Consider the following 17,671-nt stretch of genomic DNA (forward strand, 5'->3'; position numbering starts at 1 on the left):
GTAAAAATTATAATATAAGCGACTTATTATTAAATTGTTATCTCTAAACGGCGCAGCGAATCTAATAGAAAAATAACGCTATTCCTATGCGTGCATATCATATAAGATTCAGGATACTAACATTTTATATATAAAATATTGATAACTAAACAATTAAAATAATCAGTGTTGTTCATAATTCTTATTATTAAATTGTTGAAAATATCTATTAGATAGTTTTATGACTTCTTTGTCTGCTAAGCATCTTATTCTATCTTTGTCAACTTATTAAATACCTATTTTAATTCATGAAAATATCCTATAACTGGCTAAAGCAATTTATCAAAATAGATTGGGATGCAGAGAAGACTGGAGAGCTCTTAACCGATTTAGGTCTTGAAGTAGAGGGCATTGAATCTTACCAGAGTGTAAAAGGAGGCCTTGAAGGCGTTGTGATTGGACATGTACTTACATGTGAACAACATACAAATGCAGATAAATTAAAAGTCACTACGGTTGACATTGGACAAGACACCCCTGTTCAAATCGTGTGTGGCGCTCCTAATGTTGCCAAAGGACAAAAAGTACCCGTGGCTACAATAGGTACCACCCTCTACACTGAAGAAGGGGAAGCGTGGACTATAAAAAAAGGAAAAATACGTGGCGAAGAATCGCACGGTATGATTTGTGCCGAAGATGAACTAGGTCTTGGAAAAAGTCATGATGGAATCATGGTATTGGATAACAGTTTAGTTCCTGGAACACCCGCTGCCGATGTATTTGAAATAGAAAATGATCAAGTTTTTGAGATCGGACTTACTCCTAACCGCGCCGATGCCATGAGCCACTTAGGTACTGCTCGTGACCTACGTGCAGGACTCATGCAACATGACATCACTCCAGAGTTAATTACGCCTTCTAACACGTCATTTAAAATAGAAAACAGACTCAATAAAGTAGCTGTATCTGTTGCAGACGGAGAGCGTGCACCAAGATATACAGGTCTTGTCATCAGTGGGCTTAAAGTGTCTCCATCTCCTGCTTGGATTCAACATCGTTTAAAAGCCATAGGATTAACGCCTATCAATAACATCGTAGATGTTACCAATTATGTTTTACATGAATTAGGACAACCCTTACATGCTTTTGATCTCTCTAAAATTAAAGGCAATAAAATAGAAGTTAAAACAGTCGAAAAAGGAACGAAATTCACCACTCTAGATGGTGTTGAGCGTGAACTACACGAGGAAGATCTAATGATCTGTGACGGAGAAAAACCAATGTGTATCGCAGGTGTTTTTGGAGGTTTAGATAGTGGTGTTACAGAAAGTACTACGGCTATTTTCTTAGAAAGTGCTTATTTTAATCCTGTATCTATACGAAAAACAGCAAAGCGTCACGGTTTAAACACAGATGCCTCTTTCCGTTTTGAACGAGGAATTGATCCTAAAATTACAGACTATGCTCTGATGAGAGCGGCTGTTTTATTATTAGAAGTCGCCGGCGGAGAAATTACGAGTGAGATTGTAGACATCTATCCAAAAAAGATAGAAGACCAACAAGTCTTCTTAAGTTTTGAAAATGCCGCAAAACTCATCGGAGAAGAACTACCTAGAGAACAGATTAAAGCCATTTTATCTTCTTTAGATATCAAGATTAATAATGTCACTGAATCTGGTTTAGGAATGACCATTCCTGCCTACCGAAATGATGTTACTCGTGAAGCCGATGTCATTGAAGAAGTCTTACGCGTTTACGGGTACAACAATATTAATTTTGGGAATAAACTAAACGCTACTGTTGCCAACTCTTCTAAGTTTGAAGATCATAAAGTACAAGATGTCGTTGCTAATCAACTGGTGGCTCAAGGGTTTTATGAGATCATGACCAATAGTTTAACAACGCCTAGTTATGGAGAGTATTCTGAGCTTATACACGCAGAAAATAACGTGACGATGCTGAATCCTCTAGGACAAGAATTAAGTGTACTAAGGAGATCTATGTTGTTCTCTGGATTGGAGGCGATTTCATACAACAACAACCGAAGACGTTCTGACCTCAAGTTTTTTGAATATGGCAAAACCTACCATAGCTATGAGTCTGGTACGGTTGAAAACAAACATCTTTCGCTCTTTGTGACTGGAAATCGTCATGCAGAACATTGGAAAGCAACTAATGAAACTACTGATTTTTTCTATTTAAAAGGGATTATACAAGCTGTATTAGATCGACTAGGGATCACAAGAGGAAGAACGGCTACTGTTAAAAATGATATCTTTTCTGAAGCGGTAAGCATTCAACTTGGAAAAACAAAATTGGTAGAATATGGCCCTATAAAAAAGTCTATTCTCAAGAAGTTTAGTCTAAGCCAAGATGTATACTACGCTGACTTTAATTGGGATCATATTATCGAGGTTGCTAAACGAAATAAAATCAAGTTTCAACCGATCCCAAAATACCCATCCGTTCGTAGGGATTTTGCATTGCTATTAGATACTTCAACACGATTTGAAGAAATCCATACCCTTGCAAAACAAACGGAAAAACAACTCCTTAAAGACATCCAACTATTTGATGTGTATGAAGGGAAAAACTTACCAAAAGGTAAAAAGAGTTATGCCGTGAGTTTCTTATTGCAAGATGAACACAAAACACTCACCGATAAGCAAATTGACAAAGTAATGAGTAAATTACAACAGCGCTTTGAGAAAGAATTGGGAGCTAGTTTGCGATAATACTTCATTTGAGAATTAAAATTTTATAGTTTATTGTAAGCCCTGTTTCTTAAAAACAGGGCTTTTTGTTTCACGTTTGTAAAATAGAAGTAGTTGTCCTTGTATGTATTGATATTTATTCCAAAACTGCGTATCTTTAAAATAAAAAGAAAATGCTACTTCAACGAACAAACATTCAAGATAAACTCATTAAAGAACGCAGTAAGCATGGGACATCAGAAGATATTCTTGCACAAGTACAACGTGTTTTTGAAGAAGACCGCTTGCGCGAAAAAGGAATCATCGACACCCTAAAAGGGACTGATAAAGACGATTTTGTTCCTTTTGATTTTGACCTTCTTGATTCTGAGCGAATCTTCCATGTTAAACAAATCAAGAAAATTTGTGTTAATTATCGTTTACGATTCCTAGATTCTAAGTACTTTAAAGGCAAATATCCACAGGCAGCTTTGGACGAAATTAAGTATCTAGAAAACAAACATCAGACAACACTTAATGGGTTTAAAATCATTGCACCTTCAAAAATGTTTGTACTAGAAAAAACAGATGACCCCTTATTATTTGCACCTATGGGAAATGGGTATTTCTATCTCATACACAAATGGGGAAATGACCTTCATCCATTACGCAAACTGATGATGTGGCCTTACAAATCTTTTGAGAACCTCATTGTGCTTATTGTGCTCCTAAGCTTAGTTGCTACAGCATTAATTCCTGATGGGTTATTTACCAAAAATCAAGACTTCTCTCAAGATATCATGGTTTTCTTTTTTATGTTTAAATCAATAGCCGCTGTAGTTTTATTTTATGGCTTTGCTTTAGGAAAGAACTTTAATCCTGCTATTTGGAATAGCAAATACGACAAAACGCGTTAAATGAATATACTCCCAAAATCTGATTACGAAAAAGTTTTTGATGGCTCTCAAATTACGACACAACATATCAAGTTGCTCCTAGAAGAGTCTGGAATTACGAGTATCATAAGAGATGATGGAGAGAGCGCTTTACGCGGCGGATATGGAGCAGCACACGGAAATGATGTCAAATTATTTGTCAACAAAAAAGACGTGCTTAAAGCAAAGCACATCATTGCTAGTAAGATAGACACCTTAGACACTGAAAATATACCAGATGAAGATCTTGAAGCATTAGCTAGACAAAAAGACCCTGTAATCACGATGACTTCTTCTAAAAATAAAAAAAAGGAAACCTACACCAGATCTCCTTTTAATCTATTTTTAAATATCATCATTATTATATATTCCGCTTGGAGGCTATCACCGCTTCTTAATGGCGAAACCCTACCCACTTGGCGTATAGCGTTAAGTGGAGGTCTTATTGTTTTTTGTGGATGGGCATTGATCAATCACTTTCGTACAAGAGACTAGGTACGTAATAAAGTGTAAATTCTATTTTATACCATTTACCAATTGAATTTACTGTAATAAAACACCCTTTTTTCCTTTCTATTTCACAAGAAAAAAAAAACCGTAGCTTAGGCTATGCTTTAGTTTTCTTTCTCATACAAAGAAAAAAATCATCGTTTTCTTTTCCGGTAAATTCAATTAATAACTGGTATTAAATGAAGTTTGGTATGCTTTCGCGAAAGCAAAAAAAACCAGCATAAATTATTGATTTACAAAGTATTACATATTTTGTAACAACTGCTATAAGAAAGAACTGCTCTAGCTATACATACTATCACGCAACTCTTTTATTTTTGGATCGCTCATATACTCATCAAAAGTCATATAACGATCTATCACTCCTTTAGGGGTTAACTCAATCACTCTATTACCTACAGTTTGAGCAAACTCATGATCATGCGTTGTTAACATCACCGTTCCTTTAAAGTTTTTTAACGCATTATTAAACGCTGTAATCGATTCTAGATCCAAGTGGTTTGTTGGTTCATCTACCATAAGGATATTAGCACGCTTCATCATCATTTTACTGATCATACAGCGTACTTTCTCACCTCCTGAGAGTACGTTGGATTTCTTTAGTGCTTCTTCCCCACTGAAGATCATTTTTCCTAAAAATCCGCGTAAGTGAACTTCTTCTCGTTCTTCTTCGGTTTGTGCATATTGACGTAACCAGTCTACTAGATTCAAATCTGCCGATTCGAAATACTCAGAGTTGTCCAAAGGTAAGTAGGATTGTGTGGTTGTAATTCCCCAAGAGAATTCTCCACTGTCTGCTTTTTGTTTATTATTAATGATTTCATAGAACGCAGAGGTAGCTCTACTATCTCTAGAAAACAGTACTGCTTTATCTCCTTTTGCTAGATTGATGTCTATATTTTTAAATAAAACTTCTCCATCTAGTGATGCTGATAGTCCTTGAGCATTAAATATTTGATCTCCCGCTTCGCGATCACGATCAAAAATAATTCCCGGATAGCGTCTACTTGAAGGTTTAATCTCTTCTATATTAAGCTTATCAATCATTTTCTTACGAGAAGTTGCTTGTTTTGACTTTGCCACGTTGGCACTAAAACGAGCGATAAACTCTTGTAATTCCTTTTTCTTTTCTTCAGCCTTTTTATTTTGCTGTGCTCTCTGTCTAGCAGCCAGTTGTGAAGACTCGTACCAGAAAGTATAATTTCCGCTGTAGTGTGTAATTTTATTATGATCTATATCGGATATATGTGTACACACAGCATCTAGAAAGTGTCTATCGTGAGATACGACAATCACACAGTTTTCATAATTTGCTAAGAAATTTTCTAACCAATTGATGGTTTCGTAATCCAAATCATTGGTAGGCTCATCCATGATGAGTACATCTGGATTTCCAAAGAGTGCTTGTGCTATAAGTACTCGTACACGTTGTTTTCCATCTAGATCTGCCATTAATGTATAATGAAGCTCTTCTTTTATCCCTAGATTAGAAAGCATAGCCGCCGCATCACTATCTGCATTCCAACCATTCATTTCATCAAACTGTAGTTGTAATTCGCCTATTCGATCTGCATTTTCATCAGAGTAGTCTGCATAAAGTGCATCTATTTCTTTCTTAATCGTATACAAAGGCTTATTTCCCATGACTACCGTCTCTAGAACGTTGTACTCATCATAAGCATAATGATTTTGTTCTAGCACAGACATACGCTTGCCGGGCTCTAGATGCACATGCCCAGAAGTAGGGTCTTGTTTTCCGGATAAGATTTTAAGAAATGTAGATTTTCCAGCACCATTAGCACCAATAATACCATAGCAATTGCCTGAAACAAAGGAGGTATTTACTTCATCAAATAAAATACGTTTTCCAAACTGTACTGATAAATTAGAAACTGAAAGCATACGATGTATCTGTTTATATTTTGAGCCTGCAAAAGTACCAATTCTTGAACAGATTGCGAAGCAGATTCAAGGGATACTAGTATTATTATTAGAATTTATACTTTAAACCTAGATTAAAACAAAAACTGTAGCATGTTGGGATGTAAAAAACCTTCTTTTTTTCAATATACAGATGCAGGTTTTAACTTCTAATTAACAACACAGTTTCTTAGTAAAAGTTACATTTGAAAGTTAATTTATAATTCATACTACTATCACTCATAATCAACGACATATAACTTTTACAGGAATTTTACCTATCCTTTTGTCACTATTTGTACTTAGTGCTTGTGACGCTGATGGTAAAAAAAATTCCAAAGAAACGTATTTAGGTGGAGAAATTATTAACCCGAAAAGAGGGTATGTATTACTTCAGAAAAACGACAAGATTATAGATTCTATACCTCTAAATGCTCAAAACCGTTTTATCTATAAATTTGAAGATTTTGAGCCTGGACTTTACAGATTTATACATAGAGAGCATCAACTCATACATATAGAGCCTGGTGACAGCATTATGCTCAGAGTTAATACACTAGAGTTTGATGAGTCTTTAAGCTTTTCTGGTAAGGGTGCTGAGCGTAGTCGATTCTTGATAGATATGTATCTTAATTGGGAATCAGAGAACAAAGGGTTTACACAGTATTACCAAAGAGAACCAAAGGATTTTGAAATTCTATTGGATTCTATTTACCGTGTACGACAGAATCAACTAGAAAAATTTTACGAAAAATATGAGGTCAGTGATGCTTTTAGAGAAATTGCAGAGGTCGCTGTTAACTATGATAACTATCAACGCAAAGAGAGCTATCCGTTTTCTCACTACAAGAAAAATGATAAAGTTAGCTTCATTGAAGAATTGCCATCAGACTTTTATAGCTTTCGCGAAAGCATAAACCTCAACAATGAAAATTTAATAGATCTTTATGCATATCAACGTTACATAAATGCATTTTTAGATCATCAAGCCTTCAAAGAATACTGCAAAGATCAGTCATATAACACGGTATCTTTTTTACATAATTACTATAAAATAAAGGCTATTGAAAATTATATTCAAAATCCTAAACTTAAGGATATGAAGCTGTTTAGAATGGCTACTATCTTTATAGCTAATAGTAATGACAAAAAAAGCGTTGATGAGATTTTTAGTTTACTCTCTGCTTCTATCACATCTCCTGATATAAAAAATAATGTTGAAAAGCTTTATGATTCTCATAAAAAAATGGCAGCGGGTAACATTATTCCTGACTTAATGCTAATCGATGCTGAGCAACGTATGGTTACATTATCAAGTAGAATCAAAAAGCCTACGGTGCTCTACTTTTGGTCTTACAACAATCACATGCACCTAGAAGAATCGCATAAAAAAGCCAAAGATTTACAATCTAAATACCCAGAATTTGATTTTATTGGAATCAATGTAAACGATGAGAATAATAAATGGGTAAAGCATGTTAAACAGCATAATTTTAATTCTTCTAAAGAATATCGTTTTCATAATGCGCAAGAAGCAAGATTGTCACTTGTTATTAATGACATAAGTAAAACGATAGTATTAGATAAAAAAGGTAAAATACTAAATAGTCACGCTAATATACATCGCACAGATTTTGAAAGCGAACTCCTCGCCTACCTTAATCAGTAATTATATATAGGTCTAGCTCTCAGGTATTACACATTAAATTCCTCATAAAATTGAGATAAATTCAACGTATAGATTTAACCCGCATTATGCATTAGAAAATCTATTACAACTTAAATAAGCTTCAAAATATACCGTTACACTACATTTTTAAGTTTAACCATAGCGATGCTATGCTAAAACTCAGAAAATGCTATATTTTATTACTTCTTTAAGCATCATTACGAAGTTCTAATGCATAATACGGGTTTAATTCCATCTTGTTGACATCAAAAAAGGATTTTACCATTAAAAACAGAAAAGCCGTTTCAATTATGAAACGGCTTTCTTATATGAATTAGAAAGGTTTTCTTAATTTCCTTTCTTATAATCTGCTAAAAACTTAGCAAGTCCTATATCTGTTAATGGATGTTTTAATAATCCTTCTATAGATGATAAAGGTCCTGTCATTACATCGGCTCCTATTTTTGCACAATCTATCACATGCATAGTGTGACGAACTGATGCGGCAAGAATTTCTGTTTCGAAAGCGTAGTTATCATAGATATGTCTAATTTCTGCAATCAGGTTAAGTCCGTCTGTAGAGATATCATCAAGACGTCCTATAAACGGAGATACGTATGTGGCACCCGCTTTTGCTGCAAGTAATGCTTGACCTGCAGAAAATACCAGTGTAACGTTGGTACGAATCCCTTTATCGCTAAAATACTTACATGCTTTGATACCGTCTTTGATCATAGGTAACTTCACAACGATTTGGTCATGTAATGCGGCTAGTTCTTCGCCTTCTTTTACCATCGCTTCAAATTCAGTTGCGATGACTTCTGCGCTTACATCTCCATCTACGATATTACAAATATCAACATAATGCTTTAAGATATTATCACGACCTGTAATGCCTTCTTTTGCCATAAGCGAAGGATTGGTAGTTACACCATCAAGTACACCTAGATCTTGTGCTTCTTTTATTTGAGCGAGATTTGCAGTATCAATAAAAAATTTCATAGGATAGAGTATTATTGTTTTGTTTTTTGCAAAAATAAGTAAAGTAACGATCTTACGATATACGTATGATTTTAATTTATCTCACACTTATGCACAATCTATAATTTATAATGATTCAATAGTAGTTTTTCATACCACGTATCAGGCAACATACGTTTAAGCACAATACTGAATTTTTGCATAAAAAATCCTACTCTGTAATGCACTTTAGGGTTTTTAGACTCCATGATACGATGAACCACTTTTGCCATAATTTGTGTATCCATACCAGCATCTACGTGTTCATCCATGAGTTGTAAGGTGTTTCCATAATTCTTTTTGTAGGGAGAGTTATCTAAGATAGGTGCATGGTAACGGCCAGCTGCAATATTGGTCGCAAAATCCCCAGGAGCGACTGTTGTCATTTTTATATTAAATTCCTTGAGTTCCATACGATAGGCTTCTGTAGTAATGCCTAAAGCACCTTTAGTTGCACTATATATCCCTCTGTAAGGTAATCCCATATATCCAGCGATAGAAGTCACGTTAATAATCATGCCACTACGCTGACTACGCATGATAGGTAATACCGCTTTTATCACTTCGAGAGGCCCAAAGTAATTAGTTTCAAAAACACGCTTTATCTCATGGTCAGGCGTTTCTTCTAGAGGACCTGTAATCCCCATTCCTGCGTTGTTAATAACATAATCTATACGGTTTTGATCTTTGAGAATCGTTTGAATTGCTTGTGAGATAGAAGCTGCCTCAGTGACATCAAGAGGAATCATATGCACCTTTCCATCTTTTGCCATTTTAGGTGTACGGCTAGTTCCGTATACAATGTAGCCTCGCTCTGCAAGATAATAAGCGATAGCTTTTCCTATTCCTGAAGAAGCCCCAGTGATTAAAACGACTTTAGACATGTGTAGTTAGATTTAATGACAAATATCAAACTACACAAATCAATATGCAAATAATAAGGAAAGGGATTGTAGTATACAATACGATTCTAAAACAAGAAACGCACAATTATCTAATAGCGCGTGCTTTATCTAGGAAGGCAAAATAGCCACTGGTATCTCTTAACATACTATAGGCCGAAATACGTTCTTTTACTTTCCCATTAGCGTCTAGAGCTAATAAGGTCGGAAATACGCCTTCTTTGTTATATTTTTTTTGAAGTTCTTTGTTCTTCTTTTTTTGTGCTGGTGAAATAATATCTTCACGAAAAGGAACATCTATTTCCAATAGCACAAAATCTGTAGATTGTTTGATAAACGATGGATCTTGCCAAAAATCTTTTTTTAGCATCTTACAAGGTCCACACCAATCACTACCTGTAAAATACATTAAAATAGGCTTCTTTGTTTTTTTTGAAACTTTTTTTGCCTTCTCAAAATCAGTTAACCAGTCGGCTTCTTGAGCACTAGACACACTAGCGATAACAATAAAAAGGATGAAAAATAGTGACCTCATAATAGTATTTTTACACGAACAAGTTTAGTATTTTATATGAAAAACGCAAATTAGATATTCATTTTACCTTTTCCTTCTGCACAAATAACAAGAATCTTGCCAGAATATTGCAGATATTATTACTTAAACATGTGTTGTAGAATACACAATAATCTAGTACGATTTTAAGCTGCTACAAAAAAGAAGTTAAAACTCTATAACCGTTTCTGTGAGTGGTTTTCTTACTTTTTTAAAATCGGCAAACATATCGTCTTGCGCACGGTATCCTATAGGCATCACAAGTACAGAAGAAAGTCCTTTCTCAGATAAATTTAATAAAGTATCGTAACCAGATGGATCAAATCCTTCCATAGGACACGCATCGATGTTTTCTAAAGCACATGCTGTCAATAAATTTCCCATCGCTAGATACGCTTGTTTTGCTGCCCAGCTTTTAATCGCTTCTGGGGACTCTTTTTCAAAGTGACTATTTAAATACTCCCTGTAGGGTTGTAATATCTCGTCTGGGGTGTTTCTAATATCTTTTACATTCTCAAAATACGACGCTATATAGGCAGTATCTATAGTTGTTTCAATACAGAAAACAAACACATGAGAAGCGTCTGCCACTTGTTGCTGATTCATTGACAAAGCAACCAACTTATCTTGTAGTTTTTGATTCTGTATTACTACTAATTTTACAGGTTGCAATCCAAAACTAGAAGCCGTAAGGTTAAAAGCATTTTTAAGGACTGCTATTTTCTCATCTGACAAAGTTCGATTTGCATCGAATTTTTTGGTGGCATAACGCCATTGAAGTGCATCTAATATGTGTGACATCGGGATATATTTATAGCGCAAAGATACTATGAGGTTATCGTAAAATGATATGATAAGGTATAGTAAAAACCAATAGTAGTATTTAAAATAATAGTACTAAAAACAAAAAACCTCCCAAATATGGAAGGTTTTTATATATGTTATGTATGCAAATGTTTATTTCTTAAACTTAGCATATTTGTTTTTGAATTTATCAATACGACCTGCTGTATCAACTAATTTAGCTTTTCCAGTGTAGTATGGGTGAGATGTTCTAGATATCTCTAATTTGATAAGTGGATACTCCGTTCCATCAACATCAATCGTTTCTTTAGTGTCGGCAGCAGATTTTGTTAAAAACACTTCATCATTTGACATGTCTTTAAATGCAACTAATCTATAATTTTCTGGGTGTATACCTTGTTTCATCTCGTTACTCTTTATTAATGCTCGATTTTTCGAGGTGCAAATTTACATATAAATTCATTATTTACAAATATAAAAATACAAAAAAGCATTAAAAAATTACAATTTAAGAATTTTAACGGTACAACGTAACGTTTTGGTATCTTTGTGTACTAATGCAACTGTAACCAAACCTTCACACTACCATGGAACAAATTAAAGGATCTGCCAAAAAAATCATGATCAACTACGGATTACTCCTAGGAGTCATTTCTGTTTTATTGAATGTTATACTTTATGCTACTAATAATCATATTCAGCCACATTGGTCTGTCAATCTTATTGGATTTTTAATTTTTATTATAGTAATGGTGACCGCACTCAAGTCTTTCAAAAAAGATAATGGAGGGTTTATGAAATTAGGTGAAGCTATTAAAATTGGATTAGGGGTAGCTTTGATCTCAACACTCATAGGTGTTGTTTACACGTATGTATTAGTTAATTTTTTAGAACCCACCTATTTTGAACAATTAATGAGTATACAGCGAGATACGATGATAGAATCAAATCCAAATATGACTCAAGAACAAATTGACCAATCAATGGGAATTGCTGAAAAGTTCTCAGGAGCTGGTATCATTATTACATTTCAAATCATTGGAGGGTTATTTTTCGGATTTATTATATCTTTAATCGCTGGTTTAGTCCTTAAAAAGGACAATCCCGCAGTATAATCTATCAAAAATATATGCAACTATCTGTTGTCATCCCCTTGCTTAATGAGCAAGAATCTCTTAAAGAATTACACCATTGGCTTTCAGAAGTACTGGAAGCCAATGGTTTTTCTTATGAAATCCTGTTTATCGATGACGGAAGTACCGATGGGTCGTGGGAGGAGATTTATACGCTTTCGCGAAAGCATACCCAAGTAAAAGCCATTCGGTTTAGTAAAAACTATGGGAAGTCACAAGCCTTACACGCAGGATTTGCCATGGCGCAAGGTGATGTGATTATTAGCATGGATGCCGATTTACAAGACAATCCGGAAGAGATTCCTGAATTGTATAAAATGATAACCGAAGAAGGGTTTGACCTTGTCTCTGGATGGAAAAAGAAAAGATACGACTCTGTAATCGCTAAAAATTTACCGAGCAAATTATTTAATGCCGCAGCACGCCAAACCAGCGGTGTTAAATTACACGATTTTAATTGCGGCCTAAAAGCCTATAAAAGGGATGTTATAAAAACCATAGATGTATACGGAGAGATGCATCGTTATATTCCTGTACTCGCCAAAAATGCAGGGTTTTCAAATATTGGAGAAAAAGTAGTACAGCATCAAGCTCGTAAGTATGGTACGACAAAGTTTGGGATGGAGCGTTTTATCAATGGATTTTTAGATCTTTTGACGATTTGGTTTCTTTCTCGGTTTGCCAAAAGACCTATGCATCTTTTTGGAGCATTAGGTGTTTTTATGTTTTTTATTGGGTTTTGTTTTTCACTCTACCTAGGTATTGATAAATTATTTTTAAACCCTACTGGACGTTTGATTACAGATAGACCTCAATTTTTTATTGCACTTATCGCCATGCTTATGGGGGTTCAATTATTTATTGCAGGGTTTATTGGGGAGCTTTTACAACGGTCTTCTAGAGATAAAAAAAGGTATCAGATTAAGGAAACTATATAACACTAGGATCACAATCCTTACCTATTTGTTAATTGTTACCAAAAAATTCAGTTTATTACCAAAATACACATCCTACAGGTTTCGTCTTATTAACGTAAAATGACCATAATACTCAGCTCCATCGTAGTTGATTCGATACCAATATCCATTTGTAGGCATTAATACGCCGTTATACGTACCGTCCCATCCCCTATCTCTATGATCCATTTGATAAAGTAGTTTCCCAAATCGGTCAAATATCTTGACTTCCAATCCTTGGTAGTTCGTTGCTTGATTGACATGCCAAAAGTCGTGAGTTCCGTCATTATTAGGTGTAAAATACCGTGGAGCTCCTCGTATTAAAATAAGCTCATTATACTCATTACAACCCTCTAAATCTTTTACAATAAGGTTATAATACTTTGGTACTAAATCTTTAAAATTACCATGGGTTTGATAGGTCAATCCTCCATCTATTGAATATAATAAATCTAACGAGGGATCACTAGGGGTTACGATAATAGAATTATACATCTGAAAATCTGACACCTCAATACTGATCTCAAATATCTGCGTTTCAGTAACTACAAACTGTATATTTCCTGTACACCCAGCCAGACTCTCTACGCCTACATTATAAGATCCTGCCTCGTTTACAAATATGGTAGGGCTTGTTTCTCCTGTAGACCACTGATAGGACAAATAATCATCATCTGTTACTAATGCTACACCACCATCAGAAGTACAAAAATTAATTTCTTTATTTCCCTCTTCTACCCCTAACAAAATATCAAAAGTAACCTCTCCGATAGCGAGACAGTCCTCATTGTTAGATACTATATAAAAAACGCTTAAAAAATCTAATGCAATCAGAGAATGAGGTACTGAAGCTTGTGTTAATGGATTAGCTTGTCCAACAAGATCATCAATGTTTAAATAGAAAGCCACGGAAGAATCACCAGAGAAATTTTGAAGAATTTCAATTTCTAAAGCCTGCAAAGCTTGCCAAACATCTTGTTTACTTAGCAATATATCACACAACTGATAAGTGAAATCAGTTCCTGCAGGGTTTACTGATACATCAAGAGTTATTTCTATAATATTATTACAGGAAACCTCAGTTCCTAACACCAAATATAAATTCTCCCCATTAAAAGAATTTAAATAGGTCGTTGGACTCAAGATTTGATCTTGATCTAACTGAGCATCTATTAATGAATTATAAAACCTATACTGTAGTCCACTCACTTCTAGAGCTTCATCTGTGAAGTTAAGAAGATTAAACACACTTCTCCCATCATTCATCCCATCAATATCACATTGTGTGTAGACTAAAGTGCTTGGCACGTCTAATTGAGGTACAATTTGTACAAATTCTACAAAGGTTTTGGGCACTCTATCTGAAAATTGAAATTCAACAGTAACAGTATATACACCAGGTGCTGTAAAACTATGTGAGGGATTTATAGCTGTAGAGGTGTTACTTGGTCCACTCGCTGGATCACCAAAATCCCATTGAGCCGCTGTTACATTTGCATTAGGATCTACTGTAAACTCGGTGATTTCGCCCTCACAAAGATTTTCTATAGTCACAAAAGACTCAAAAAAGGATTGAATGTATTGTGGTAATCCAAATGAACTACTCCTAAATCCTAAGTTGACAGATTCTTGCGTGAAATTTACGGAAGGTCCTACTAATTTTGGATTATTAATAACAGATAGATTTGTACCTGGAAGTGCATGATATATTTTTCTATCCATAGCGATTTGCAAAGCACCTGCAAGATCACTTAATAATCCATTATCGAGGTTTAACACAAAATACCTTGTGTCAACTATGGATGTAGCATTTAAGTCATATTGCTCAATAACAATACGATCAGATTGCCCCATATTATCTACTGTTTTTCCACTAAAATATAGTTTAGAAGAGTCTGAAGAAAACTCAACTCCGTAATATACAAGATCATCATTTATTAATAACTGATTATCTACCACTCCCGTTGCATTATCAAAATCATACAGGTATGCAAATCCACCTAGACTTGGTTCAAACAAACAATGAGAAATGGCTAGTTTAGATCCGTTGGGAGCAATTTTCATTGCCCCTCTATAATTATTAAAGTCATCAATATTTGGCCCAATCGTAGAAATCACTGGCGTAGTGTTAATTCCTGAAGCGTCTAATAAATAGGAAAAAAATGCATCTTGAAAATGAGTTACGATCCAATAGTTGGCCCCATCTGCTGTTTCAACCACCGAAATTTTTTCTGAACCCTCTGGTAATAAGTTTGTGTTTTTTTCTATGACTTCCCCTAGCCCACCATCGCCTAGCATAGAAACAATTGAATAGTTTATGCCATTACCCATCCCCGTATTTTGATAGGCTTGAACCTCGTCTGTTGTGATAATATAAAAAAGAGTCTCACTTCCTGGCAATGGAACTATAACAGCAGATTGTGTTGAAGAAAGACTACCTAATAGATCAGTACCATTAACCATCACTTCATTATTCCTATTCCAGATGGTAGTTCCCTCTGTGTAAAAAAGAATATCTCCTGTATCTTTGTCTGAAATTGCTGAGCAACCTTCTGTCGTATCTAAGGCACCATCTTCAATAACTACGGGAACACCAGAATTAAAATCTAGACCTGCAAAGTTGCCAAAATACCAATTAGCTGCATCTCGTTGTGCAGAAGCTTGTATTGAAAATAACACAAAAACAATAACAGCTATTAATAATCTCAATGGTTTGGTTGGGTTTAAAAGAGTTTTGATTAAGTTTAGATCAAATATCAGAGATATAAACTATAAAATAGTAATTACCGATAAAAATTAACACAAAAACGTATTTTTGTACTATAACCTTTACGCGAAAAAAAATGATCTATCACAAACCTGAAATTCTCAATAAAGCGAATACATGGCTTTCGGACACTTTTGACAAAGAAACGCAAGATGCCATAAAAGATGCTATCGCACATAACCCTGAAGAACTTGAAGATAGCTTTTACAAGAGCTTAGAGTTTGGTACTGGAGGCATGCGAGGTATTATGGGGCCAGGTACTAATAGAATCAACAAATACACTTTAGGAAAAAATACACAAGGACTTTCTAATTATTTGAACAGAACATTTCCTGATAAAACGGTAAAGGTGGCTATTGCGTATGATTGTAGACACAATAGTAAAGAGCTCGCCAAAGTGGTAGCTGACGTGTTCTCTGCCAACGGAATAGACGTTTTTCTATTCTCTGATTTACGACCTACACCAGAGCTTAGTTTTGCGGTAAAACATCTAGATTGTCAATGTGGTATTGTACTTACAGCAAGTCATAACCCTCCAGAGTATAATGGATATAAAGTATATTGGGTAGATGGAGGACAGTTAGTACCCCCACAAGACACAGAGATTATTCAAGAGATAGAAAGTTTAGATTTTAACGATATTCAGTTTCAGGAACAGAAAGATCGTATCACATATATAGACAAAGAAGTTGACAAGGCTTTTATAGACGCGAGTGTTGCCAATGTCACATCAGACGTCACACCACAACAAAAAGAAGACCTCACTGTTGTCTTTACATCATTACATGGTACTTCTATTACCCTTGTACCCGATACGCTCAGACAAGCAGGTTTTAACAACCTATATATTGTCGAAGAACAAGCCGTTCCCGACGGAAACTTCCCTACAGTTGCCTCTCCAAACCCAGAAGAACCATCGGCTCTTAAAATGGCTTTAGAATTGGGAGAAACTAAGAATGCAGATATTGTTATTGGTACAGATCCAGATTGTGACCGATTAGGAATTGCCGTACGTGGCGATGACGGGAAGCTTGCGATTCTCAACGGAAATCAGACCATGATTTTAATGACGGATTATTTGTTGGCACGCTTTCGCGAAAGCGTAACAAACGACAACAACCCTTTTGTAGGGTCTACAATTGTTTCTACCCCGATGATGGATGTGCTTGCCCAATCTTATAACGTAGAATGTAAAACAGGTCTTACAGGCTTTAAGTGGATTGCTAAGATGATTAATGATTTTCCTGAGCAGCATTTTATAGGTGGTGGTGAGGAAAGTTTTGGATACATGGTTGGTGATTTTGTTCGTGATAAAGATGCGGTTACCGCAACTCTATTGGCATGTACTATTGCTGCCGATGCAAAAGCACAGGGAAAAACACTGTATCAAATTCTCAAAGATCTATACGTAAAACATGGATTTTATAAGGAATCATTGATTTCGCTAGTTAAAAAAGGGCAGTCTGGTGCTGCCGAAATCAAACAAATGCTGAAAGACTTACGAGAAAATCCAATGAAAGAAATCAATGGTAGTAACGTAATACGTGTTGAAGATTATCAATCTCAAATCGCTACAGACATACTGACGGGAAAAAAAGAACCTATTGCTATTCCTGCCTCAAACGTACTCATTTATTATACAGAGAACGGAAGCAAGATTGCTGCGAGACCTAGTGGTACAGAACCTAAAGTGAAGTTTTATATTAGTGTCAATGAGCCGTTAACTAGTTTGGAAGATTATGACAGTATTTCAGCCAAATTAGATGATCGTATCGCTGGCATAAAAAATGCACTAGGCGTATAAATTAATGTTGCTTTCTTGTCTGCTGG

14 protein-coding genes are annotated in these 17,671 nt (G+C 35.2%); 7 read left to right on the plus strand and 7 right to left on the minus strand.

Annotation, left to right across the window (positions count from 1 at the left end):
• The first annotated feature begins 287 nt into the window (after positions 1-287).
• From pheT to ACFO3O_RS16905, 3 genes are all read left to right on the plus strand, one after another.
• Positions 288-2,714, plus strand: a complete 2,427-nt coding sequence (pheT, locus tag ACFO3O_RS16895) for a phenylalanine--tRNA ligase subunit beta (RefSeq protein WP_379980972.1) — start codon at positions 288-290, stop codon at positions 2,712-2,714.
• Between the two features lie 152 nt (positions 2,715-2,866).
• On the plus strand, positions 2,867-3,589 hold the full coding sequence (locus tag ACFO3O_RS16900; protein ID WP_379980974.1) for a hypothetical protein: 723 nt from the start codon (positions 2,867-2,869) through the stop codon (positions 3,587-3,589).
• Positions 3,590-4,102: a putative signal transducing protein gene (locus ACFO3O_RS16905; RefSeq protein ID WP_379980976.1), complete on the plus strand. Its 513-nt coding sequence runs from the start codon at positions 3,590-3,592 to the stop codon at positions 4,100-4,102.
• A 297-nt stretch (positions 4,103-4,399) separates the two neighbouring features.
• On the opposite strand, the gene ACFO3O_RS16910 is transcribed toward ACFO3O_RS16905, so the two are convergent.
• The gene (locus tag ACFO3O_RS16910; RefSeq protein WP_379980978.1) at positions 4,400-6,019 is read right to left on the minus strand and encodes an ABC-F family ATP-binding cassette domain-containing protein; all 1,620 of its coding nucleotides are present in this window, start codon (positions 6,017-6,019) and stop codon (positions 4,400-4,402) included.
• Positions 6,020-6,323: 304 nt separating this feature from the next.
• Between ACFO3O_RS16910 and ACFO3O_RS16915 the strand changes: the two genes are divergently transcribed.
• Positions 6,324-7,706: a TlpA family protein disulfide reductase gene (locus ACFO3O_RS16915; protein ID WP_379980980.1), complete on the plus strand. Its 1,383-nt coding sequence runs from the start codon at positions 6,324-6,326 to the stop codon at positions 7,704-7,706.
• 348 nt (positions 7,707-8,054) lie between these two features.
• Here ACFO3O_RS16915 and fsa read toward each other — a convergent pair whose 3' ends face one another.
• From fsa to ACFO3O_RS16940, 5 genes are all read right to left on the minus strand, one after another.
• On the minus strand, positions 8,055-8,708 hold the full coding sequence (gene fsa / locus ACFO3O_RS16920; RefSeq protein ID WP_379980982.1) for a fructose-6-phosphate aldolase: 654 nt from the start codon (positions 8,706-8,708) through the stop codon (positions 8,055-8,057).
• A gap of 98 nt (positions 8,709-8,806) precedes the next feature.
• Complete coding sequence (locus ACFO3O_RS16925; RefSeq protein WP_379980984.1) at positions 8,807-9,610, minus strand: SDR family oxidoreductase; 804 nt, start codon at positions 9,608-9,610, stop codon at positions 8,807-8,809.
• 106 nt (positions 9,611-9,716) lie between these two features.
• Positions 9,717-10,163 carry a thioredoxin family protein gene (locus ACFO3O_RS16930; protein ID WP_379980986.1) on the minus strand — a complete coding sequence of 149 codons (447 nt, stop codon included), beginning with the start codon at positions 10,161-10,163 and terminating at the stop codon, positions 9,717-9,719.
• A gap of 186 nt (positions 10,164-10,349) precedes the next feature.
• The gene (locus ACFO3O_RS16935; protein WP_379980988.1) at positions 10,350-10,982 is read right to left on the minus strand and encodes an NAD(P)H-dependent oxidoreductase; all 633 of its coding nucleotides are present in this window, start codon (positions 10,980-10,982) and stop codon (positions 10,350-10,352) included.
• Between the two features lie 156 nt (positions 10,983-11,138).
• Positions 11,139-11,390 carry a type B 50S ribosomal protein L31 gene (locus ACFO3O_RS16940; RefSeq protein WP_379980990.1) on the minus strand — a complete coding sequence of 84 codons (252 nt, stop codon included), beginning with the start codon at positions 11,388-11,390 and terminating at the stop codon, positions 11,139-11,141.
• 182 nt (positions 11,391-11,572) lie between these two features.
• Between ACFO3O_RS16940 and ACFO3O_RS16945 the strand changes: the two genes are divergently transcribed.
• Together ACFO3O_RS16945 and ACFO3O_RS16950 are read left to right on the plus strand one after the other, a co-directional pair.
• On the plus strand, positions 11,573-12,100 hold the full coding sequence (locus ACFO3O_RS16945; protein WP_379980992.1) for a DUF4199 domain-containing protein: 528 nt from the start codon (positions 11,573-11,575) through the stop codon (positions 12,098-12,100).
• A 14-nt stretch (positions 12,101-12,114) separates the two neighbouring features.
• Complete coding sequence (locus ACFO3O_RS16950; RefSeq protein WP_379980994.1) at positions 12,115-13,056, plus strand: glycosyltransferase family 2 protein; 942 nt, start codon at positions 12,115-12,117, stop codon at positions 13,054-13,056.
• A gap of 72 nt (positions 13,057-13,128) precedes the next feature.
• On the opposite strand, the gene ACFO3O_RS16955 is transcribed toward ACFO3O_RS16950, so the two are convergent.
• Complete coding sequence (locus ACFO3O_RS16955) at positions 13,129-15,783, minus strand: T9SS type B sorting domain-containing protein (protein WP_379980996.1); 2,655 nt, start codon at positions 15,781-15,783, stop codon at positions 13,129-13,131.
• Positions 15,784-15,917: 134 nt separating this feature from the next.
• Here ACFO3O_RS16955 and ACFO3O_RS16960 point away from each other — a divergent pair, with 134 nt between their 5' ends.
• Positions 15,918-17,645: a phospho-sugar mutase gene (locus ACFO3O_RS16960; RefSeq protein WP_379980998.1), complete on the plus strand. Its 1,728-nt coding sequence runs from the start codon at positions 15,918-15,920 to the stop codon at positions 17,643-17,645.
• Positions 17,646-17,671 lie beyond the last annotated feature (26 nt).

This window comes from Dokdonia ponticola, from assembly GCF_042653865.1.
Taxonomy (GTDB): Bacteria; Bacteroidota; Bacteroidia; order Flavobacteriales; family Flavobacteriaceae; genus Dokdonia; species Dokdonia ponticola.